Annotated in this window: 16 protein-coding genes; 9 read left to right on the top strand and 7 right to left on the bottom strand. The window is 64.9% G+C overall.

Annotated features, from left to right (window positions below):
• Positions 1-49 precede the first annotated feature (49 nt).
• The 3 genes from tldD to HA052_RS14920 are packed head-to-tail and all read right to left on the bottom strand — an operon-like array spanning position 50 to position 6164.
• Positions 50-1492 (bottom strand): metalloprotease TldD, encoded by a 1443-nt coding sequence (tldD, locus tag HA052_RS14930; protein WP_166452479.1) that lies wholly within the window; start codon positions 1490-1492, stop codon positions 50-52.
• A 14-nt stretch (positions 1493-1506) separates the two neighbouring features.
• The gene (locus HA052_RS14925; RefSeq protein ID WP_166452478.1) at positions 1507-2316 is read right to left on the bottom strand and encodes a carbon-nitrogen hydrolase family protein; all 810 of its coding nucleotides are present in this window, start codon (positions 2314-2316) and stop codon (positions 1507-1509) included.
• A complete protein-coding gene (locus HA052_RS14920) occupies positions 2313-6164 on the bottom strand; it encodes a YhdP family protein (RefSeq protein ID WP_439823239.1) in 3852 nt (1283 codons plus the stop codon). Before HA052_RS14920 ends, HA052_RS14925 begins: the two co-directional genes overlap by 4 nt.
• 93 nt (positions 6165-6257) lie before the next feature.
• Between HA052_RS14920 and glnE the strand changes: the two genes are divergently transcribed.
• The 6 genes from glnE (at position 6258) to HA052_RS14890 (ending at position 12854) form a co-directional block, all read left to right on the top strand.
• Positions 6258-8948: a bifunctional [glutamate--ammonia ligase]-adenylyl-L-tyrosine phosphorylase/[glutamate--ammonia-ligase] adenylyltransferase gene (gene glnE, locus HA052_RS14915; protein ID WP_166452476.1), complete on the top strand. Its 2691-nt coding sequence runs from the start codon at positions 6258-6260 to the stop codon at positions 8946-8948.
• A gap of 245 nt (positions 8949-9193) precedes the next feature.
• Positions 9194-10117, top strand: a complete 924-nt coding sequence (locus HA052_RS14910) for a branched-chain amino acid transaminase (protein WP_081544506.1) — start codon at positions 9194-9196, stop codon at positions 10115-10117.
• Positions 10118-10160: 43 nt separating this feature from the next.
• Positions 10161-10361, top strand: coding sequence for a zinc-finger domain-containing protein (locus HA052_RS14905; RefSeq protein WP_166452475.1), 201 nt, complete (start codon positions 10161-10163; stop codon positions 10359-10361).
• Positions 10362-10491: 130 nt separating this feature from the next.
• Positions 10492-11529, top strand: a complete 1038-nt coding sequence (gene waaF / locus HA052_RS14900) for a lipopolysaccharide heptosyltransferase II (RefSeq protein ID WP_166452474.1) — start codon at positions 10492-10494, stop codon at positions 11527-11529.
• On the top strand, positions 11529-12122 hold the full coding sequence (locus HA052_RS14895; protein WP_166452473.1) for a TetR/AcrR family transcriptional regulator: 594 nt from the start codon (positions 11529-11531) through the stop codon (positions 12120-12122). Before waaF ends, HA052_RS14895 begins: the two co-directional genes overlap by 1 nt.
• Before the next feature lie 123 nt (positions 12123-12245).
• Complete coding sequence (locus HA052_RS14890; RefSeq protein ID WP_166452472.1) at positions 12246-12854, top strand: hypothetical protein; 609 nt, start codon at positions 12246-12248, stop codon at positions 12852-12854.
• A gap of 105 nt (positions 12855-12959) precedes the next feature.
• On the opposite strand, the gene HA052_RS14885 is transcribed toward HA052_RS14890, so the two are convergent.
• The 4 genes from HA052_RS14885 to HA052_RS14870 are packed head-to-tail and all read right to left on the bottom strand — an operon-like array spanning position 12960 to position 18231.
• Entirely contained in the window at positions 12960-13520 is a 561-nt protein-coding gene (locus HA052_RS14885) for a cob(I)yrinic acid a,c-diamide adenosyltransferase (RefSeq protein WP_166452471.1), read from the bottom strand.
• Positions 13513-16254 (bottom strand): hypothetical protein, encoded by a 2742-nt coding sequence (locus tag HA052_RS14880; protein WP_166452470.1) that lies wholly within the window; start codon positions 16252-16254, stop codon positions 13513-13515. Before HA052_RS14880 ends, HA052_RS14885 begins: the two co-directional genes overlap by 8 nt.
• A gap of 2 nt (positions 16255-16256) precedes the next feature.
• Positions 16257-16682, bottom strand: a complete 426-nt coding sequence (locus HA052_RS14875) for a DNA polymerase III subunit chi (RefSeq protein ID WP_019104311.1) — start codon at positions 16680-16682, stop codon at positions 16257-16259.
• Positions 16666-18231: a leucyl aminopeptidase gene (locus HA052_RS14870; RefSeq protein ID WP_166452469.1), complete on the bottom strand. Its 1566-nt coding sequence runs from the start codon at positions 18229-18231 to the stop codon at positions 16666-16668. The genes HA052_RS14875 and HA052_RS14870 overlap by 17 nt, the downstream gene beginning before the upstream one ends.
• A gap of 201 nt (positions 18232-18432) precedes the next feature.
• Here HA052_RS14870 and lptF point away from each other — a divergent pair, with 201 nt between their 5' ends.
• The 3 genes from lptF to HA052_RS14855 are packed head-to-tail and all read left to right on the top strand — an operon-like array spanning position 18433 to position 23192.
• Positions 18433-19533, top strand: coding sequence for an LPS export ABC transporter permease LptF (lptF, locus tag HA052_RS14865; protein ID WP_081544499.1), 1101 nt, complete (start codon positions 18433-18435; stop codon positions 19531-19533).
• Positions 19534-19540: 7 nt separating this feature from the next.
• Complete coding sequence (lptG, locus tag HA052_RS14860) at positions 19541-20617, top strand: LPS export ABC transporter permease LptG (RefSeq protein WP_081544498.1); 1077 nt, start codon at positions 19541-19543, stop codon at positions 20615-20617.
• 1 nt (position 20618) lies between these two features.
• Positions 20619-23192 (top strand): [protein-PII] uridylyltransferase, encoded by a 2574-nt coding sequence (locus HA052_RS14855; RefSeq protein ID WP_166452468.1) that lies wholly within the window; start codon positions 20619-20621, stop codon positions 23190-23192.
• Positions 23193-23274: the final 82 nt, after the last annotated feature.

The raw sequence follows: 23274 nt of genomic DNA, 5'->3' as shown, positions 1-23274 counted from the left end.
TCGTTTTCAACGCCGTATCGCCGAAGCGCAGCAGACTTTGAACAGGTTCTTAGCCGCCGGTGCCGCCCACGGTCAGCCCTCCGTCTATGCGCAGCGTGGGCTGGCCCACGCCCACCGGCACGCTCTGGCCCTCCTTGCCGCAGACGCCGACGCCCTGATCCAGCTGCAAATCATTGCCTATCATGCTGACGTAGTTGAGCACGTCCGGCCCGTTGCCAATCAGGGTGGCGCCCTTGACCGGGTAACTGAGCTTGCCGTTTTCGATGCGCCAGGCTTCCGACGCGGAAAACACGAACTTGCCGCTAGTGATGTCCACCTGGCCGCCACCGAAATTGACCGCGTACAGGCCGTCCTTAACCGAGGCGATGATTTCCTGCGGATCGTGCTGGCCGGCCAGCATATAGGTATTGGTCATCCGCGGCATCGGGATGTGGGCGTAGGACTCGCGGCGGCCGTTGCCGGTGGCGCCCACCTGCATCAGGCGCGAATTCATCGCGTCCTGCATATAACCCTTGAGCACGCCGTCCTCGATCAGCACGGTGCGCTGAGTGGGATTGCCCTCGTCGTCTATCGCCAGCGAGCCGCGGCGCTCTTCCATCACCCCGTCGTCCACCACCGTGACGCCCGGCGCCGCCACCCGCTGACCGATCTTGCCGGAAAAGGCCGAAGTGCCCTTGCGGTTGAAATCGCCTTCCAGGCCATGGCCTATCGCCTCGTGCAAGAGCACGCCGGGCCAGCCCGGGCCCAACACCACGGTCATCTGGCCGGCCGGCGCCGGACGCGAGTCCAAGTTGGTCAAGGCCTGATGCACCGCCTGGCGCGCGTAGCGCTCCAACACCTCGTCGTCGAAGTAGGCCAGGTCGAAGCGACCGCCGCCGCCGCTGGAGCCCTGCTCGCGGCGGCCGTCTTGCTCGGCGATCACCATCACCGACAGCCGCACCAGCGGCCGCACGTCGGCGGCGCGCACGCCGTCGTGGCGCGCCACGTAAACCACATCGTATTCGCTGGCCATGCCGGCCATCACCTGAATCACCCGCGGGTCCAGCGCCCGGGCCATCCGTTCCACCTTTTCCAACAAGGCCACCTTGGCCGCCGCCTCCAGGCTGTGGCACGGGTCCAGCGCCGGATACAGCGGCTTGGGCGCTCGCCGGGTCTGCGCGCCGGCGGAACCGTCCCCGCCCGCCTGGCCGATGGCGCGCACCGCGTCGGCGGAGCGGCTCAGCGCCTCCAGGCTGATGGCGTCGGAATAGGCGAAGGCGGTCTTGTCTCCGGCCACGGCGCGCACGCCCACGCCTTGATCAATGCTAAAGCTGCCGGACTTGACGATGCCCTCTTCCAGGCTCCAGGCCTCGCTGCGAGTGTATTGAAAATAGAGATCGGCGTAGTCGATGGCGTGGTGGCGCATGCGCGCCAGCGTGGCTTCCAAAGCCGCCTCGTCCAGGCCGTAAGGCTTGAGCAGCAGGCTGTCTGCCGCGGAGAAAGCATCTTGCATAGTGTCGGGTTCTTTCACGCGAGTACGCGGTGCGCCAGCGCCGGCAGGCGGGTGCGCACCGACTGGATCAATGTCGGGTCTATTTCGGCGAGGATCACGCCCTCGCCCTTGTCTATTTCGGCCAGCACGCGGCCCCAGGGATCGATGATCATCGAATGCCCGTGGGTCTTGCGGCCGTTGTCGTGTTCTCCGCCCTGCGCCGAGGCCAGCACATAGCTCTGGTTCTCGATAGCGCGCGCGCGCAGCAGCGGCTCCCAGTGCGCTTCGCCGGTGGTGGCGGTGAAGGCCGCCGGCAGAATCATCAGATCATAGGGCGACAGCTGGCGGAACAGCTCTGGAAAGCGCAGATCGTAGCAGATGCCGAAAGCCATCTCGGCAAAGCCGAGGTCGGCCTTCACCGGCTGCTCGCCCGGCCGGATGGTGTTGGATTCGCAATAAGTCTCACCCAGGCCGGAAAAACCGAACAGGTGGATCTTGTCGTAGCGGGCGCGCACCTCGCCGTCCGGGTCGAACAGCAAGGTGGTGTTCAGCACCCGCTGCGGCTCCGGGCTGCGCAAGGGCACGGTACCGGCCGCCAGCCACACGCTGTTCTCCTGCGCCATCCGGGCCAGCGCGCTCTGGATGGGACCGTCGCCATAGGCCTCGCATACAGCCACCTTGTCGGTTTCCTGCCGCCCCATCAGGCAAAAGTACTCGGGCAAGACCACCAGCCGCGCGCCTTTGCCGGCGGCTTCCGCCACCCAATGCGCGGCGTGCTGTAAATTGGCCGTCACATCAGAGCCTGACACCATCTGCACCGCCGCCGCCAGAAATTTTTGCTTCATGGTTTCCCCCCTTTGTTCTGCTGTATCGGACCGATCGCCGTGCGCACTACTTTAGGGTCTCGCAGCGAGCCGCTCACTTCGTAATCCACCGACAGGATGCGGCCCACCGGATCGCGCAGCACTTTCTGCGCCGCCAGCGTGGCAATGCCCACCACCGGATTGAGCAAGGCCGCACCCGCCGCCAACGCCACGCTTTCTGCCAAGCGCGGCATCACATGAACTTTCAGCGCCTGAGTTTCCTTGCCCAGATCCAGCTCTCCGGAAATCGTCACGTCCGCGCCCGGTCCCTTCATCTCCACCTTGGGAGAAGTGAACAGGCCGTTGCGCGCCTGCGCCTCGCCTTTCAGGCTATCGAAGGCAAAACCATCGCTGAACACATCGGTGAAGTCCAAACGGATGCGGCGCGGCAGCGATTGCAAGCTGAGCGCGCCCAACAGCTTGACCACGCCCGGATCCACTTTGGCGAAGCGCCCGTCCTTGAAGTCTAGCGCCAATTCGCCGGATACCTTGGCCAAATCCAGATCGCCCAGGCCGCCGGGCCAACTCAAGCGGCCGTTGAGCGTGCCCTGGCCGTTGCGGAAAATCTCGCCCTGGCCCAGCCGCGTCAGCAGCTTGCCGGCGTCGCTTACGTTCAATTCAAAGCGGGCGTCGACATTGCCGGCGCCGCGCGCGTCCGAACGCACCGTGGCCTTCAGCGTGCCGTCGTTGGTCGTCAACCGCAAGGGCGCCATCTGCCAGACGCTGCCCTCGCGACGCGCCTCCAGCTCCAGCCGGCCTACCGAACGCCCCTGCAGCACCAATTCGCCGACGCGCACCTTCATCTCAGGCAGCCGGCGGTTCAGCACCGAGGCTTCGCCGCCGGCCCCGGCCTTGGCCTCCGCCGCGCCCTCCTTCTTCTCCTTGTCCGCCGGCAGGCTCAAGGCCAGACGACTGAGATTGGCCTGTAGCAGGCCGTTGCCTTCCGGCCGATAGCTGGCGTCGCCGCTCATCTCGTTGGAGCGCAGCTGTACGGTCCAGGCCTTGGACAACTCGCGGTTGCCCAAGCGGGCGTTGACCTTGTGCAGGCTCAGGCCCGGCAATACCAATTCCGGCGTTTCCAGTTCCAGCTGCAAGGCAGGCAAAGCCGACAAGGCCCCCGGCCCGCCGGCTCCGCTGGATAGCGTTGCGCCGTCCGCCAATTTCAACCAGTCATCCAACACCACCTTGGGCTGCGCTACCCGCACCGTCAGGCCGGACGCCGCCGGTTCACCCGGCGCGCGCCCCACGCCCAGCGCGCCGGCCTGCAAGTCGCCGTGCTCGTTCAAACGCAAGCGACCGCCGAGCATGCCGTCCAGACTGAAGTCCAGCCGCAGGGTCTGCGCGCCTCGCATCTGCTGCGGCCGCAACTGCAGTTGCAGGGGTAAAGCCGTCGCCGCGGCCTTGGCCAAGGGCGGCGGCAAGTCGAAGGCGGTGCCCTGCAGGTCCGAGGCCACCGTCAGGCTTTCAAGGCCTTGCTTGACGACGAACTGCGCGCGGTAGCCGGACTTGCCCGACACCTGCTCCGCCAGCGCCGGCAGATACTGCTTCAGCACCTGACGCGAATCGGCCTGGCCCGCCAGTTCGAAACGCATGCGCTTGTCGGCGCCGGTGTTGGCCTTCAACTGGAACGGACCGCCGAAGCCGACGAACTGCAGGCCCGGGCTGTCCACGCCGCGTTCGGTAAAGGTCAGCCGGCCGCGCGCCTTGCTCAGCGGCGGAATCGGCAGGGATTTGAAGCGCAGCGCGTTGTCGGCGAAGCGGATGTCGCCGCGCACCGTCACGCCCTGTTCGCCGGCCAGCGGTATCCCCAGTTTCAAATCCAAGCTGGCGTCGCCGCCGGCTTCGATCTGGCCGGTGAAACCGTCCAGCCAGCCGTCCACCGGGCTTTGCGTGGTGAAGGCCAGCATGCGCTGCAGACGGTCGGCCGCTCGGCCCTCCACCGTCAGCATGGGCACGGCGGCGCCCAAATTGTCTATCACCGCCTTGACGCCGCTCAGCGGCACACCCACCGTCGTGGCGCGGCGCGCGTTCACTTCCATCCGCTCGTTGCGGAACAGCAATTGGGCGTCGATGTCGTCGATGCGAGGCCAGCCGGGCTGATAACTGAGACGCGCCCGCTCCACCTCGGCCTCCACCAGAAACTCGCCGCCCTTGCCGCCGGCAAAAGGGAACTGTTCCAGATCGCCGCGCAGCTTCATCGTGGCCTGGCGCAGCTGCCCGCCCTGCAAGGCCTGGCGCAACCAACGCAAAGTGTGCTCGCCCACCTCGTGCGGCAGATACTCCGCCACCCTGGCCGCCGGCACTCCGGCGATGCTGGCGCGCAGATCCGCGACGCCTGCGCCGCCGCCCTGATGCCGGTAACTACCTTGCAGGCTGCCGGATAGATCGGCGTTGGAGAAGGCGACCTGACGGAAGTCCAAAGCCACCGCCTGCCCCTGCCGCTGCCAGCCCACATCGGCGGTCAGCTTATCGAAAGCCAGCGGCGCGACGAACACCGACGGATAGCTGACCTGGGACTTTCCGGTGTCCAACTGCAAGCGGCCGCCCTTTTCATCAAAGCTGATCGCGCCGCTGACGCCGGCCACGCCGGGCAGCTCGTCAAACGGCTGCCAGGCCAGTTTTTCAAAACGGGACTTGAGTTTGAAGGCCTTGGGCGCTTCCAGCGCGCCCTTCCAGCTGACGGTCAGGTCACGCAGCGCGCCGCTGGGCGAAAAGCGCGCGAACAGCGGGTTGCGATCGGCGCCCAGCGCATGGATGAAGGGAGTCAGATGGCCGAGGTCGACGTTGTCCAGCGTCAGTTGGCCGAAGCCCTGCTCGCCGTAGCGCCACTCGCCATCGATATTGGAGTTGTCGAAAGCCAGCCCGCTGGCGCTGGCCAAGCTCAGCCGGCTGGCCTTGACCTTATAGCTGCCGCTGAGCTGACGCGTCAGCTGCAACTCGCCCTGCAGACGCGGCAGCACCAGTTCGTGGGAATCAGGCGGCGTGTAGGCGGCGTCGTGGACGTTGACGCTGGCTTTCAAGGCGTCGATGGCACCGTCGGAGAAGGACATCTCCACCGTGCCGCTGCCCTCTCCGCTGCGCAGCATGCCCAGTTGCTGCAAATAGCGCGTCCACGAGCCCACCCGGGCGCCGTCCAGCGCCACTTTGATCGAGCCCGACCACTGCTGCCAGGCGGCGATGTCGTCGCCGCGCCAGGACGCAGCCAAATCGAAGCCCTTGCCCAGCGACGCCGCCGGCTGGCCGGACAGCTTCAGGCCATGGCCGAACAGGCCCGCGCTCAGCTTGAGCTGGCCCTGGCTCAGATCCAGCCGAGGCAGGCCCAGCAGTTCGTCCTGCCAGCTCAGCCGCGCGTCGCTGATCTCCAGGCTGGGCTGGCGCAGCAGCCAATTGCCGAGGCCGCTGTCGGCGGGACTGGAACTCAGATCGAAGCCGTTGAGATAGATCACGCCCTGGCGCGAACGCAGCAACTCAACCGCCGGCCCCTTGACCACCACGCTGGACAAGCGCGGCTCCAACGCCAGCAGCGAACGCCACGACGGCTCCAGCGATACCTGGCGCAAGGTCAGCGCCTTGCCGTCCTGCGGATTGGCAATGGTGACGCCGCCCAACTCGAAACGCGGCCCCACGGTCAGCCATTCGCCGGATAAGGCCGCCACCTGCACAGGCCGCCCCAGCGACTGACTCAGATAGCGCTCCAGCGGCTGGCGAAACTGGTTCAGATTGGGCAGCACCCAGAAAGTGAACGCGCAAAAAGCCGCCAGCAGCAGCGTCAAGGCGATAGCGACGGCCATTCCCAACAGCGTACAGGTCCGTTTTAGGACCTTGACCACATGAATATGGGACAGAACGGAGAATAGCTTTTCCAAATGCGGCAAACCGTTACAATGTGGCCATCAAGAATTGACATGCCGTAGAGGCCTATTATGCCAGCAAACACGGCCGCTGCCATTGCCCGCAGCCGCGAGTTTTCTCACTATCTGCAACGTTTGCTGACCGCCCAGCCCGCCGAGCAGGCGCGGTTGGAAAGCCGACTGAGTCACCGCTTCGACGCCGCGGAGATGGAAGCCTTCGCCGATTGGGAAGCGCTGATCGACGCCGAAGGGCTGGCCCCGGCGCTGCGGCGGTTGCGGCAGGCGGTGGTGGCGCGGCTGATCTGCCGCGACCTCAACGGCCTGGCGGATCTGGACGAGGTGGTTTCCACCGTCAGCGCGCTGGCCGATTTCGCCGTCGAAAGGGCGCTGGTCTCCGCGCGAGCCGGCCTGGCCCACTACGGCGAGCCGATAGGCGAGGACAGCGGCGAGGTCCAGCAACTGATCGTCATCGGCATGGGCAAGTTGGGCGGCGGCGAGCTCAACGTCAGTTCCGACATCGATCTGATTTTCATCTACCCGGAAAGCGGCGACACCGACGGCGCCTCCCGCGGCGGCCGTTCCATCAGCAACCACGAATACTTCACCCAGGCGGGCAAGCGGCTGATCGCCCTGCTCAACGACGTCACTGCCGATGGCCAGGTATTCCGCGTCGACATGCGGCTGCGGCCCTACGGCGACTCCGGACCGCTGGCGATGAGCTTCGCCGCGCTGGAAAACTACCTGCTGAGCCAGGGCCGGGAATGGGAGCGATACGCCTGGATCAAGGCCAGGCCGCTCAGCGGCGACGCGGCGGCGCTGGCCGACACGGCGCGCCCCTTCGTTTACCGTAAATATCTGGACTACAGCGCCTACGGCGCGATGCGCGAGCTGCACGCGCAAATCCGCCGCGAAGTGGCCCGCCGCGACATGGCCGAAAACATCAAACTAGGCCCCGGCGGCATCCGCGAAGTCGAATTCATCGCCCAAGTCTTTCAACTGATACGCGGCGGCCGCGACCGCAGCCTGCAACTGCGCGGCACCCGCGAAACCTTGCGCCGACTGGGCGAACTACGGCTGCTGGAACCCGCCGCCGTCGACGAACTCCTGCAAGCCTACGCCTTCCTGCGCAATCTGGAGCACCGGCTGCAATACCTGGACGACCAGCAAACCCAAACCCTGCCCGCCGCCGCGGACAACCGCGCCCGCATCGCCGCCGCCATGGGCTGCGCCGACTGGGAGCAGTTCATGAACCGGCTCAACCAGCAGCGCCGCAAAGTCACCCGCCACTTCGAGCAAGTGTTCATCCTGCCCACCGAGGGCGCCGCCGACCATCCGCTCACCGAACTCTGGAGCGACATCGCCGAGGAATTGCCGGTGGAGAGGCTGCGCCAGCTGGGCTTCGCCGAGCCGGAACAAGTGGCGCGCCAGCTGCAAAGCCTGGCCCAGGGGCAGCGCTACCAGCAGATGCCGCTGAACGGCCGCAAACAGTTCGATCAATTGATGCCGGCGCTGATCGAGGTCGCCTCCCGCTTCGACAACGCCGACGCCACGCTGACCCGCATCATCGCCTTGATGGAGGCGATCAGCCGCCGCGCATCCTATCTGGCGCTGCTGACCGAATACCCGCAGACCCTGCAGCGGCTGGCCTCGCTCTACTCATCCAGCGCCTGGGTTTCCGGCTATCTGACCCGCCACCCGATACTGCTGGACGAGCTATTGGACGCGCGCGTGCTCTACGCCACGCCGGACTGGCCGCAACTGGAAGCACAGCTGGAACAGCAGCTGAGTCAGGCCGACGGCGACGTGGAAGCCAAGATGGACGCGCTGCGCCACTTCCAGCACGCGCAATCCTTCCGCCTGGTGGCGCAGGACCTGGCCGGCATGTGGACGGTGGAGGCGCTGTCCGATCAACTGTCGCTGCTGGCCGACATCGTGCTGGCCGCCACGCTGCGCCACGCCTGGCTGGACATCCCCAGCCGCCACTGCGACACGCCGCGCTTCGCCATCATCGGCTACGGCAAGCTGGGCGGCAAAGAGCTGGGCTACGCCTCGGACCTGGACCTGATCTTCCTCTACGACGACGAGCACCCGGACGCCGCCGAACTCTATTCGCGGCTGGCGCGCAAGATGTCCACCTGGCTGACCAGCGCCACCGCCGCCGGCGTGCTCTACGACATCGACCTGCGGCTGCGCCCCAACGGCGCCAGCGGCCTGCTGGTCAGCTCGGTCAACGCTTTCCGCCAATACCAGGAGCAGCAAGCCTGGGTCTGGGAGCACCAGGCGCTGACCCGCGCCCGCTACGTGGCCGGAGACGCCGACGTCGGCGCCCAATTCGAACAGGAACGCCACGCCATCCTCACCCGCCGGCGCGAGCACAACACTCTGCGCGACGAAGTGCTGGCGATGCGCCAACGCATGCTGGACAGCCACCCCGCCCGCGACGAAGACCCGAAAAACGCGCGCGGCGGCATCATAGACATCGAATTCCTGGTCCAATACCTGATCCTGGCCCACGCCCACGCGCTGCCGGCGCTGACCGCCAACGCCGGCAATATCGCTTTGCTGGCCACCGCCGCCGAGGCCGGACTGATCCCCGCCGCCGAGGCCGAAGCCGCGCGCAACGCCTACCGCCACTACCGCCGGCTGCAACACGCTGCCCGGCTCAACGAGCGCCAGACGGTGACCCCGGACAGCGCGCTGCTGGACGACTATCGCCAGTGCCGCGCGCTATGGCAGCGGGTATTCGAGCAAGCGCTCAAATAAACGGTTCACAGCGTCATGAGGGCGAGATAAACTCATTGGATAAGAACCTAGTTCAAAGTCTGCTGCGCTTCAGCGATACGGCGTTGAAAACGAGCTCAAAATGCTCATGTACCACGTGTACATTCCGCTTTTTCGCTCGTTTTCGCCTTGTCTCGCCCTGGCTCGCGAGACCTTGAAAAGGTTCTGAGGTCGGACAAGATCCGGCCCCACCTGCAAACGAAAACACAATATTGGAGAACACCAAGATGTCGATGGCTGATCGTGACGGAAAAATCTGGTATGACGGCGAAATGGTGGACTGGCGCGACGCCACCACCCACGTACTGACCCACACCCTGCACTACGGCATGGGCGTGTTCGAAGGCGTGCGCGCTTACGAAACCCCCAAAGGTCCGGCCATCTTCCGCCTGGAAGACCATACCGCGCGACTGTTCCGCTCCGCCAAGATTCTGGGCATGGCGCTGCCGTTCACTCCGCAACAGATCAGCCAGGCCCACCTGGACGTGGTCAAGGCCAACGGCCTGAAATCCTGCTATTTCCGTCCGATGGCCTTCTACGGTTCCGGGAAACTGGGCGTGGCGCCGCTGAAGAACGATGTGCGCGTAATCGTGGCCGCCTGGCCCTGGGGCGCCTACCTTGGCGACGAAGGCCTGGAAAAAGGCATCCGCGTGAAGACCTCCTCCTTCACCCGCCACCACGTCAACATCACCATGTGCAAGGCCAAGGCCAACGGCAACTACATGAACTCCATCCTGGCCAACAACGAAGCCACCGCCGACGGCTACGACGAAGCCTTGCTGCTGGATGTGGATGGTTTCGTGGCAGAAGGTTCCGGCGAAAACATCTTCATCATCCGCAAGGGCAAGCTGTACACTCCGGACCTGACCAGCGCGCTGGAAGGCATCACCCGCGACACCGTGGTGCAGATCTCCAAGGAAATGGGCCTGGAACTGGTAGAAAAGCGCATCACCCGCGACGAGGTCTACAGCGCGGACGAAGCCTTCTTCACCGGCACCGCCGCCGAAGTCACCCCGATCCGCGAACTCGACAGACGCGCGATCGGCGACGGCAATCGTGGTACCATCACCGCCGAAATCCAGAAGCGCTACTTCGACATCGTCAAAGGACTGGATGCCGAACACCAGCACTGGCTGACCTACGTCAACTAAGCAAGACGAGCCGCCCGCGCGGCGGCTCCGCAAGGAATACAGAATGGCTGAACAGAAAGAAAACACTCAACGCGTGATCGAAGTCACCCAGCAAGACCTGCCGCTGCATTGCCCGATGCCGGACATGGTGTCCTGGAACTCCCACCCGCGCGTGTTCCTGCCCGTGCACAAGACCGGCGAAGCGCTGTGCCCCTATTGCGGCACCCGCTACAAGCTGAACGGCCCGGCAGGCGGCCACCACTGAGACCGGCTCCGCGCCGGCAACGCAGCTAAGGTGTGGCGCGAGCCGCACCTTTTTTGCTTGCCGGCCCGCCTCGTCTGCAAACCCAAGCCGGGCTGCGCCCCGGTTTCGGTTTGCAATCGGAACATCTGCAATGAAGAAGAAAATCCTCGTCATCGGCCCTTCCTGGGTCGGCGACAGCGTCATGGCGCAACCGCTGTACCAAAGACTGCACCAACGCCACCCCGATCTGGAGCTGCACGTGTTCGCGCCGGCCTGGACCCTGCCCTTGCTGGCGCGGATGCCAGAAGTGGCCAAGGCCCATCTCAACCCCTTCGGCCACGGCGCGCTGCGCCTGGGCGAGCGCTGGAAAGTGGCGCGCCAGCTGGCCGCCGAACGCTTCGATCAAGCCATCGTGCTGCCCAACTCGCTGAAATCCGCCTTGATTCCGCTGTTCGCCGGCATCCCGCTGCGCACCGGCTTTCTCGGCGAATCGCGCTACTGGATTCTCAACGACGCGCGCGAACTGGACGAGCAGGCGCTGCCCATGATGGTGGAGCGCTTTTGCGCGCTGGCCGAAGACAAGGGCGAGCCGCTGCCGCGGCCGCTCAGCCATCCGCGGCTGGCGCTCACCGACGCCAGCCAGCGGGCGGCGCTGGACAAGCTGCAACTGGACGCCGGCCGGCCCGCGGTCGCCTTCTGCCCCGGCGCCGAGTACGGCCCGGCCAAGCGCTGGCCGGCCCGGCACTTCGCCGAACTGGCGCGCCGCTTCGACGCCGCCGGCTACGCAGTGTGGCTGTTCGGCTCCGGCAAGGACCGCGAAGTGGGCGACGACATCAGCCGCCTGTCCGGCGGCCTGGCCGTCAACCTCTGCGGCGCCACCGGCCTGGAAGAAGCGATAGACCTGATAGGCCTGACCCGGCTCGCCGTCTGCAACGATTCCGGCCTGATGCACGTGGCCGCGGCGCTGGACAAGCCGCTGGTGGCGCTGTACGGCTCCTCCAGCCCCGACTTCACGCCGCCCTTGTCGACACGGGCCGCCATCGTCTCCCTCAACCTGGATTGCAGCCCCTGTTTCGAGCGGACTTGTCCCTACGGCCATACCGATTGCCTGGAAAAAATGGAGCCGGATCGGGTCTGGCAAGCCGCGCTTCCGCTGCTGCACGCCCACTCCCAAGAAAAAACACAATAATGAGCACAGACAACACCGCACCCGTCGAAGAAAACAGCCGCCGCATGGAGCTGATCCGCGCCGCGGCGATGCTGTTCCGCGACCAGGGCTACGAGCGCACCACGGTGCGCGACCTGGGCAACGCGGTCGGCATGCAATCCGGCAGCCTGTTCTACCACTTCCGCACCAAGGAAGAGATCCTGGTCGCGGTAATGGCCTTGGGCATCACCAGCACCACCGAGCAGTTGAAGCGCGCGCTGGACGCGGCCGGATCGCCGCGGGCCAAACTGGCCGCGCTGTTCCGCGTGCATCTCAATTCGCTGCTGGGGGACAATCAGGCGGCGCTGGAAGTGATGCTGTACGAATGGCGCAGCGTGTCCGCCGCCGCCAGGCCCGGCCTGATCGTGCTGCGCGACCGCTACGAAGCGCTGTGGCAGCAAGCGCTGGACGAAGCCGCCGCCGCCGGCCTAGTCAAACCCGACACCGCGCTGCTGCGCCGCACCTTGCTGGGCAGCCTGCATTGGTCAGTGCAGTGGTATCGCTCTGAAGGCCCGCTGAGCGTGGATCAATTGGCGGAACGCATGCTGGATTTGGTATTACTGCCACAAACCTGACCATTGGATCAGAAAAAATTCGGCAAACCACCGAAAAAGATTCTAGAATCAGCGATATAGGGCAACTGGGCTCTATACCGTCCTGGGCGACGGCAACGGCATCCACGGTTTGGAGAGAGCGACATGGCAAGCACCGGCAGCATAGGCAGCCTCAACTCTCTGCAGCAATTGCAATCGCTGCAGAACACGCGGCCTGAGCAAAAGACGCTGGAAGAACCGCGGTCCGCCACTCCTGCGGTTTCCCAGCAAAACGTCAGCCAGGCCGCGGTCCGGCAGAACCCCGACACCGCGCGGGTCGAGCAGCAACTACAACGCCAGTTGAACACCGCGCAGGCCAACGCCGCGCAAACCCGCAACGGCGAGCAGCAAAGGGTCAGCCAGGAACAGGCGCAAACCGCCGCCCTGGCCAGTTCCGCCGCGCCGGCCGCCGCGGCCAACGACACCCCGCGGGCTCAACAGCGCGCGGCGGAAGCGGCCAGCGCCAATCGCGCTGCCAGCGCCCCGCCGGCGACGCCGCCGCGCCCGAACACGGTGCCGGCGGCCAATGAGCAGCAAGCCGCCAACAATCAGGCGGAACAGCAGACCAATCAGACCAACAACAACGCGAACAACGCGGTGGCCCGTTCCCAACAGCAGAACGCCAGCGGCCAGTTGGCGGTCACCCAGTACCAGACCACCCAGTCCCTGCTGCAGAACAGCACCTACCGTCCGCGGGTTTCGGAAGTGGCCTGAGGCCTCCTCACTGAAAAAAACGGCAATCCATGCGGATTGCCGTTTTTCTTACAGGATCGCCGCTCGGACCATCCCGCCGACGCGCAGCAGACATCGAACAGCCTCTCAGACCTCTCCGGTTTTGCGCCCCGGCCGCCACAGCACGTCCGGTTCGCCGGCCTGGCGGTTCAGATAACGCGACAGCACAAACAGCAGATCAGACAGACGGTTCAGATAGCGGCGCACCGCGTCTGACACCGTCTCCTGCTGCGCCAGCGCCACCACCGCGCGCTCTGCGCGACGACACACCGATCGCGCTTGGTGCGACAACGCGGCTGCCCGGCCGCCGCCGGGCAGGATGAACTCCTTCAGCGGCGGCAAATCCTCGTTGAGGAAGGCCACCACGGCCTCCAGCGCCTGCACGTGCTCGGCGCCCAAAGCGCTGTAGCCGGGCACCGCCAGCTCCGAGCCCAGGTCGAACAAATCATGCTGCGCCTCGGACAGCCAAGCCCTGACCTCGTCCGGCAAGGTCTCCGCCAGCAAGACCCCCAGCACCGAGTTCAGCTCGTCCACCTCGCCCAGCGCGCAAATGCGCAAGCTGTCCTTGCCCACCCTGCTGCCGTCGCCCAGGCCGGTGCTGCCGTCGTCGCCGGTGCGGGTGACGATATGCGATAACCTATCACTCATCGCGTCTTCCATCCTTTTCAATCTTGCCCAAAGAATTGATGGTCTGGCGCAAGCTCTCCTTCAAGGCCTCGCCGAACAACATCTCGTAATCCTCCTTGAGCTGATGCATTACGCCGGACAGCATCTGCTTGGCTTGTAGCTCCAAAGCGTCCTGCAACCACAGCGACAGTTCCACCTTCATCCGCGGCAGCATTTTTTCGTACATGGACTGCAGCAAAGCCTGTTCGTCTATCACCGCCACCGTGCCCGGCGGCGCATTCACCGCTTGGGGCGCCATCATCGCGGCCGCCGCAGCGGCCGAAGCCACCTCGGATACTTTCAAGACTTCCACTCCGCGCGCCGTCGGCGCGTCGGAAACGGCTTCCCGCTCGGGTTCTCCCGACGACGCCGCGCCGGCAGCCAACGCCAGGCCCGCGGCGGCCAGCGCCCCGGCTCCCGCCGCCAACTCCGCGGCCCCCATCCCATCCGTCTCGGTCTCGGGTTCGGACTCCAGCACCGTCAGTTCGGGAATCTCGCCCTCGGCCAGGGCCAAGGACTCGGGCTCGACGTCCGCCAAGGGCATTGCCGGCTCGGCCGCTTGCGGCTCCAGCATTTGATCCAATACAGGCTCGGCTACCGCTTCGACTTCCGCCTGCTCGGCAAACTCAGCGTCCAGTTGCGGGACTTCCGGTTCGGCGACTTGCGGCTCCAGCACCTCATCCAGCACAGGCTCGGCTACCGCTTCGACTTCCGCCGGCTCGGCAAACGCAGCGTCCAGCTGCGGGACTTCCGGTTCGGCAGCTTGCGGCTCCAGCGCCTCGTCCAGCACAGGCTCGGCTACCGCTTCGGCTTCCGCCGGCTCGGCAAACCCAGCATCCAGCTGCGGGATTTCCAACTCGGCGGCTTGCGGCTCCAGCACATCTTCCAGTACAGGCTCTGCCGCCGCTTCGGCTTCCGCCGGCTCGGCAAACACAGCGTCCAGATGCGGGACGGCCAACTCGGTGGCTTGCGGCTCCAACGCCTCGTCCAGCACAGGCGCGGCTGCCGCTTCGGCTTCCGCCGGCTCGGCAAACCCAGCGTCCAATTGCGGGATTTCCAACTCGGCGGCTTGCGGCTCCAGCACCTCGTCCAGCACAGGCTCGGCTACCGCTTCGACTTCCGCCGGCTCGGCAAACCCAGCGTCCAGCTGCGGGACTTTCAACTCGGCGGCTTGCGGCTCCAACGCCTCGTCCAGCACAGGCTCTGCCGCCGCTTCGGCTTCCGCCGGCTCGGCAAACCCAGCGTCCAGCTGCGGGACTTCCAACTCGGCGGCTTGCGACTCCAACGCCTCGTCCAGCACAGGCTCGGCTACCGCTTCGACTTCCGCCGGCTCGGCACACTCAGCGTCCAGATGCGGGACGTCCAACTCGGCGGCTTGCGGCTCCAGCGCCTCGTCCAACACAGGCTCAGCTGCCGCTTCGGCTTCCGCCGGCTCGGCAAACCCAGCGTCCAATTGCGGGACTTCCAACTCGGCGGCTTGCGGCTCCAGCACCTCGTCCAGCACAGGCTCTGCCGCCGCTTCGACAAACGCGACATCCATCATTGGCGCTTCCGCCGTAGCCGGAGGCTCATGCGCCTCCGCCTCAACGGCCTCCGGCATCGCCAAGACAGGCTCAGTCTGCAAACCCGCCAGCGCCTGGTCGATCTCGGCCAGCAAGGGCTCCTCTCCCGGCACAGCAAGCGCCGAGGCGACGGCGGACTCCGGCGAAATCATCGCATCGGGAAGCGCCTCCGCCGATTCAAATATCGCTTCGGGCGCTACCGCCGGCGCGACGTCAAACGCCGGCACAGGCGGCTCATTCATTTCAGGCGAGGCTTCGACGGCGCTCTCGCCCTGGAGCGGCGCAAATTGTTCCAGATCGTCCGCCGCAGCGTCCGGCAAGCCGACGGCTGGGGCCTCGGCGGACTCCGGCCAGACAGGGGCGGCTTCCTCCTCCGAACTCTCCGGCCAACTCGGCAGCAAGCTGTCCACCTGGGTTTCCGGTCCGACTCCGCCGCCCAGCACGCCGGTGGGCAGACTATCCAAGGAAATGGAAGTGAAAGGCGTCGGCGCGGGCGGCTCGATCAGGGTCTCGGCCACACCGACATCCGGCGCGGCGGGCGGCGCCTCCGCGTCCGGAATCTCGGTGCCAACGGGCTCCGGCTCGGCGGCCGCAAGCGCGGCGTCCATTACCGGCTCAGCCTCGGCGACTAGCGGCTCGGTATCGAGCGCCCGATCAGGCATCGCGGCCGGCGCCTCTTCCGCGATGGGCGCGAACTCATCGGCCAAAGCCTCCGTCGGCGGCTCCTCGCCAACCGGCTGCAACAAGAATTCGAAATCACCGGCCGCCGCCGCCGGCAGCGCCGCTTCCGGCGAGGCCGCGGCGGGGCTCCAGCCCGGCAACACTTGCTCGATGTCCAGCTCGGAGGCGGGTATGTCGTCCAAGTCCAGCGACGGCAGCGAAGCCAGGTCCAGCAAAGGTTCTTCGCCGGGAACAGGGGCGGCGATCAGTTCTTCCAGGCTCAGTTCGGGAATTTCCAGTTCGGCGGGCAAATCTTGCGGCGGCTCGCCCAACTGGTCGGCCAGCGCGTCCAGTTCACTGGAGAAATCAAAATCGGGAATGTCGATGACTTCGTCGCCCAAGGTGGGCACTTGCGACTCATCCACCACCTCGGTCAACACCGGCAGGTTGAGGCCGGACCAGTCAGGCTCTTTGGGCTTTGACGGCTCGCTCATGGTCACTTGTTGCTCATGTCGTGATGTTCGATTGCATAACCGCGCTCGCGATACGCCTTGAACCGCAGGCGCGCCGTCTCCAGCGACGCTTCGTCGCGTCCAACTATTTCCAGAATACGATCAAAGCGCTCCATCCGCTCCGGCAAATTCGAACCCAGGTTCAACAATACCGGGTGCTCCAGCGCGTCCGGCAAGCGGGCGGTCAGCCAGATCGGCGTGTCGGCCGCCTCGTCTGCGCCCAGCCTGCAGTGCGGCACGAAGCGGGTATCGCCGAAACTCCACAGCTGCCGGCTGAAGGTATCAAGCTGCTGCTCGCTGTCGAACCAGACCAGCAGCCGCTCCCCCTTGCGCATCACCGTGGCCGCCAGCAGGCAGGCGAAGCCCTGCGGGTCGGCCACTTTGGTGTAAAAATCAATCCTGCTCATCATCCACCGTTTCAGGGGTTTCACGGCGCGGACGGCCGCGTCGCACCACATTGCCCAGCGCGATGTCCGCGCGGTCTTGCAGGAACTGCACCAGCAAGGGTACCGGACGCGCGGTGGCGCCCTTGTCCTTGCCGCCCTTCCAGGCGGTGCCGGCGATATCCAGATGCGCCCAGTCGTAAGCCTTGGCGTAGCGGGACAGGAAGCAGGCCGCGGTGATGCTGCCGCCCGGACGTCCGCCGATGTTCGCCATATCGGCGAACGGGCTCTTCAACATGTCCTGGTACTCGTCCCACAGCGGCATGTGCCAAGCGCGGTCGGCCACTTCCTCGCCAGCGGCCAGCAGCTCGCGCGCCAAACTGTCCTGGTTGCTGTACAGCGCGGTCGCGATATGACCCAGCGCGACCACGCAGGCCCCGGTCAGCGTGGCCACGTCGATCACGGTTGCCGGGTCGAAGCGCTCGGCGTAGGTCAGCGCGTCGCACAGGATCAGCCGGCCCTCGGCGTCGGTGTTCAGAATCTCGATGGTCTGGCCGGACATCGAGGTGACGATGTCGCCCGGCTTCAGCGCGTTGCCGTTGGGCATGTTTTCGCAAGTGGGCACGATGGCGACCAGGTTCAGCGGCAGGTTCATTTCCACCGCGGCGCGGAAAGCGCCCAGCACGGTGGCCGCGCCGCACATATCGTACTTCATCTCGTCCATGCCCTCGCCCGGTTTCAGCGAGATGCCCCCGGAATCGAAGGTAATGCCCTTGCCCACCATGACGATGGGCTTGTCGCCCTTGTCCTTGGCGCCGTGGTGGCGCAGCACGATCAGTCGCGCCTCTTCAACGCTGCCCTTGGCCACGGACAGGAAAGAACCCATGCCCAGTTCGGCGATTTCCTTGGGGCCCAGGATTTCCGCGTCCGCGCCGAAAGCCGCGGCCATCTGGCGCGCTTCTTCGCCCAGATAGCTGGGGGTGCAAACATTGCCCGGCAGATTGCCCAGATCCTTGGCCAGCCTCATGCCGCTGCCGATGGCCAAGCCGCGCTGCAGGCCCTTTTCACCGTCGGCGAGGTCGCTGCGGCGCGGCACCGCCAGCGTCAGCTTGCGCGGCTCGCGGACGGATTCGTCCACCTTGCTCTTGAAGCGGTCGAAACGGTACAAGGCGTCCAGCGTCACCACCGCCGCCTGCTCTATCATCCACTCTACATCGTGCTTCTTGACTGTCAGTTCGCTCAGGTAGCTGACCGCCTCCACCGCCGAAGTCTGGGTCAGGGCCTTGACCGAGGCCCGCACCGCCTCGCGGTATTCCTTGGCGCGGAACTCTCGCTCCTTGCCCAAGCCCACCAGCATCACCCGGTCGCACAGAGTGTGCGGCACCGAGTGCAGCACCAGCGTGCTGCCCAATTTCCCTTCCATGTCGCCGTGACGCAGCACGTCGCTGATGAAGCCGTTTGAGATGCGATCCAGCAAATCCGCTGCGAAGGTCAGCTTGCGGGATTCGTATACGCCGACGATAACGCAAGCTACCCGTTGCTTTTCCGGACTGCCGCTTTTTATGTTAAATTCCATTGAGAACTCCCGTGTAGAGCGAGTGTCTGTAGCTCCACCTCTTAACCGGCCGTCGATGCGCAGGTACAATCCTGACGGCCCGGCCTTCCGGTGAAGACGGATTTTGTTGTTGATTCCGAAATCGTCCGTTTTTGACGTTTCTGGATGGTCCCCGGAATTATCACAATGCTTTTCATGAAAAGTCAAAAAGGCACTGAATAAATGGTTTTTCAAAAAAGCCTGACTCGCGAGCTGACTTTGAGCGCATTAGGCGTTTTCATCGTGCTCCTGGCGATTATCGTTTCCACTCAGGCAGTCAATCTACTAGGCCGCGCAGCCGAAGGACAAATGGCCAACGAGGCCGTTGCCGCGGTGCTTGGTTTCACCACGCTGGGCTTTTTCCCGGTATTGATGATTTTGACGGTTTTCGCCACTATTTTGGTGGTGTTGACCCGTATTTGGCGCGATCACGAGATGGTGGTCTGGCTCAGCTCCGGCCTGTCGCTGAACAATTGGGTGTGGCCGGTGATGCGCTTCACCCTGCCGCTGGCGATGCTGATCGCCGGCGTCACCCTGTTCATCGGCCCGTGGGCCGACCAACGCAGCCAAGACTATGCCGAACAGATCAAACGCCGCGAAGAGGTTTCCGCGATCTCCCCCGGCGTGTTCAAGGAATCGGCCTCGTCCAACAAGGTGTATTTCATCGAGAACTACTCCGGCGAGCACGGCGCGGCCACTAATATTTTCATGCAGGAAATCACCGACGGCAAAGTGGCCACCATTTTCGCCAAATCCGGTTTTATTACCACTAAGCCGGACGGCGAGCGCGTGGTGGTGTTGGAGCATGGACAGCGCTACGTAGGCGAGCCCGGCAGCGCCAATTACGAGGTGGCGGAATTTCAACGCTACACCGCCGGCATCGGTGAAAGTCAGCAGATACCCGGCCCGTCCGGCAACCGTCAGGCCATTCCCACCGCCCAGTTGCTGAGCCAGGATTCCTCCGACTACCGCGCCGAGCTGGCCTGGCGGCTGTCGATGCCGATCAGCTGCGTGATCCTGGCGCTGCTGGCGATCCCGATGTCCTATTTCAACCCGCGCAGCGGCCAGACTTACAATCTGCTGCTGTCCTTGCTGGTTTTCTTTGTTTATCAGAACGGACTGACCGTGGCCCGCAACTGGGTGGCCCAGGGCAAAGCCGGCGTCTGGCTGGTGCTGCTGGTGCACTTGGCCATGCTGGCGTTGGCGCTGGCGCTGTTGAGCTACCGCAACCGGCCGGCCCGTCCCATCGGCCAGGCCCTGTCCCTGTTGTTCCGGAAATCCTGATCCCGTCATGAAACTGATTCATCGCTACATCGTCGCCACCCTGAGCCAGGCGACCTTGTTCACCCTGCTGGCCCTGCTGGGTCTGTATGGCTTCTTCGACCTGCTGGCCGAAGTGCCCAATCTGGGCAAGGGCAGCTACACCCTGGGCAAAATGCTGGGCTATGTCGCGCTGCTGATGCCCGGCCACGCTTACGAGTTAATGCCGCTGGCGGTCTTGATCGGCGGCATGGTGGCGATGACCCAGCTGGCCACCAGCAGCGAATACACGGTGATACGCACCAGCGGCGTGACGCTGCCGCAAATCGCCGCCACGCTGCTGAAGTTCGGCCTCGGCTTCGCCCTGCTCACCGTGCTGCTGGGCGAGGTGCTGGCGCCTCGCGCCGGCCAGCAGGCGCAAAGCCTGAAGCTGTCCGCCACCCACTCGATGGTGGCGCAAGAATTCCGCTCCGGCATCTGGGTCAAGGACAATCAAAACTTCATCAACGTTCACGAGATGCTGCCGGACACCTCGCTGCTGGGCGTGCGCATCTACACCTACGACAATGATTTCCGCCTGGTTCGCACCCGTTACGCCGAACGCGGCTCCTTCTCCAAGGACGAGCAGCAATGGCGTCTGATCAATGTGCGCGAAACCACGCTGGGCGCGGATCAGTCCGTCAGCCGCCATTATCCTGAGCTGTCATGGAAATCCATCGTCGAGCCGGAAATCCTGTCGGTGCTGCTGGTAGTGCCGGAACAGATGTCGGCCAGCGCGCTGCTGACCTATCTGGAGCACTTGCGCAGCAACAAGCAACAGACCCAGCGCTATGAAATCGCACTGTGGAGCAAGCTCTTCTATCCGCTGGCCTGCATCTCGATGGCCCTGGTGGCGCTGGCCTTCACCCCGCAGCAACGCCGCCACGGCCAACTGGGCATCCGCCTGTTCGGCGGCATCTGTCTGGGCATCGCCTTCCACTTCGTGAACCGTCTGTTCGGCCATCTGGGCCTGCTGTACGACTGGAACCCCATCCTGTCCGCCACGCTGCCCACCTTGCTGTTCCTGGTGGCGGGCGTCGCCATCATCGCCAGACAGGAAAGGCGCTGACATGAGCTCGCCGGCCGCGGACTCCCTCGCCCGCATGCGCCAGGATCTGGCCGGCAAACGTCAGGCTCTGACCGGGCAATACCGCGAGCAGCGCAATCCTCAGGAGTATCTGAAGCGGCACAGCCAGACGGTGGACGGCGCCTTGCAAGCACTGTGGGCGGAATCCGGCCTGGACGGCGTCGCCAGCCTGATCGCCGTGGGCGGTTACGGCCGCGGCCAGCTTTTCCCCCACTCCGACATCGACCTGCTGGTGCTGCTGGACCAGCCGCCCTCGCCGGAGGTGGGCGAACGCGTCGGCGCCTTCATCAGCCTGCTGTGGGACGTGGGCCTGGAAATCGGCCACAGCGTGCGCACCGTCGAGGAATGCCTGACCGAGGCCCGCGGCGACATCACCATTGAAACCAATCTGCTGGAAAACAGGCTAATCGCCGGCGACGCCGCGCCCTGGCGACGCATGAGCATACTGCTGGACCGCCAGCGCGACCCGCTGGCCTTTTTCGAAGGCAAGACCCAGGAACAGCAGCAGCGCCACACTCGCCACTTCGGCGTCGGCAACAATCTGGAGCCCAATATCAAGGAAAGCCCGGGCGGCCTGCGCGATCTGCACACCATTCTGTGGATCAGCAAGGCCATCGGCCTGGGCGACAATTGGGACGCGCTGGTGCGCCGCGGCATCCTGACTTTGGCCGAGGCGCGGCTGATCAAGCACAGCGAACGCCAGTTGCTGGGCCTGCGCATTGAGCTGCACCTGCTGGCGCACCGGCGCGAAGATCGGCTGATATTCGATTTGCAACAGCAATTGGGCCGAGCGCTGGGCCTGCAGGACACCCCGGCCAAGCGCGCCAGCGAACAAGCGATGCAGCTGTATTACCGCGCAGCCAAAACCGTTAACCAGCTCAACGGCATCCTGCTGCCCAATCTGCGCGGCAGGATCTACTCCCAAGTGCCGCGCGTCACTCAGAACCTTAACGAGCGTTTCTACTCGGTCAACGGCATGCTGGGCATCCGTCAGCCGGACGTGTTCGAGAAATACCCGTCCGCCATTCTGGAAGCCTTTCTGATGTTGCAGCGCAACCCGGAACTGAGCGGTTTCGCGCCGCGCATGTTGCGCGCGCTGTGGCACGCGCGCAGCCACATCAACGAACGCTTCCGCAACAACCCGCGCAACCGCGAACTGTTCCTGCAGTTGTTCCGGGAGCCCAACGGACTAACGCGCTGCCTGCGGCGGATGAATCTATACGGGGTACTGGGCCGCTACCTGCCCAATTTCGGCCACATCGTCGGCCAGATGCAGCACGACCTGTTCCACGTCTACACCGTGGACGAGCACATCCTGATGGTGGTACGCAATCTGCGCCGCTTCGCCAGCAGCGCCTTTACTCACGAATATCCGCTGATGTCCCGGCTGATCAACGACTTCGAACGGCCGGAAACCCTGTACCTGGCCGGCCTGTTCCACGACATTGCCAAGGGCCGCGGCGGCGACCACTCGACGCTGGGCATGGCGGACGCGGCGGACTTTTGCCGCCAGCACGGCTTGTCGGCCGAGGACGGCGAGCTAGTGGTCTGGCTGGTGGGCCAGCACCTGACCATGTCCAGCGTGGCGCAAAAGCAAGACATTTACGACCCGGAAACCGTGCGCCGCTTCGCCGAACTGGCCGGCACGCCGCGCCGGCTGACCGCGCTCTACCTGCTGACCGTGGCCGATATCCGCGGCACCAGCCCCAAAGTCTGGAACGCGTGGAAAGCCAAACTGCTGGAAGACCTTTATCACGCGGCGATGCGCCAACTGGTGCGCGGCGGCCAATTGGACGTCGCCTCGGAGCTTGAGGAGCGCAAACACCAAGCCCAGGCGCTGCTGCGCCTGCACGCGGTGCCGAGCGGCGTGGAAGCCGCGCTGTGGCAGGAACTGGACACCGTCTACTTCCTGCGCCACGAAGCCAAGGAGATCGCTTGGCACGCGCGCCTGCTCAACCGCTTCGTCCATGCCGACGGGCCGCTGGTGCGCGCCCGGCTGTCCGACGACCACGAAGGCATCCAGGTGCTGATCTACACCCGGGACCGCCCGGAACTGTTCGCCCGCGCCTGCGCTTTTTTCGGTCGCACCCACTACAGCATCGCCGACGCCAAGGTCTACACCACCCGCCACGGCTACGCGCTGGACACCTTCCACGTCTTCGTGCCCGAGCATCATGACGGCGATTATCGCGACATGATCAATTTCATCGAGTTCGAACTGGCCGAATGTCTGCGCCAAGAGGGCGAGCTGAACCTGCCCGCCTCCGGCCGCATCAGCCGCCACCTCAAACACTTCCCCATCACGCCGCAGATTCTGATTCGCCCGGACGACAAAGCCAGCTTCTACGTGCTGTCCATCGTCGCCGGCGACCGCCCCGGCCTGCTGGCTCGCATCGCCAAAGTGCTGTCCGACTACCGGATGAATGTGCAATCCGCCAAGATCATGACCCTGGGCAGCCGCGCAGAAGACTCCTTCCTGATCTCCGGCCCCGGCCTCAACGACGACAAGACCGTACTGGCGCTGGAGAACGCCTTGCTGACGGCCTTGCGGTTGTAAAAGCCTGCTCTCAAAGTCTCGTGAACAAGAGCGAGACAAGGCGAAAACGGCAGAGGAAGCGAAGTTTACAAGTGCTATATAA

The organism is Chromobacterium fluminis, assembly GCF_011602385.1.
GTDB classification, from domain to species: domain Bacteria; phylum Pseudomonadota; class Gammaproteobacteria; order Burkholderiales; family Chromobacteriaceae; genus Chromobacterium; species Chromobacterium fluminis.
The sequence above is the reverse complement of the archived record's forward strand: the minus strand, read 5'-3'. Positions and strand labels throughout refer to the sequence as shown.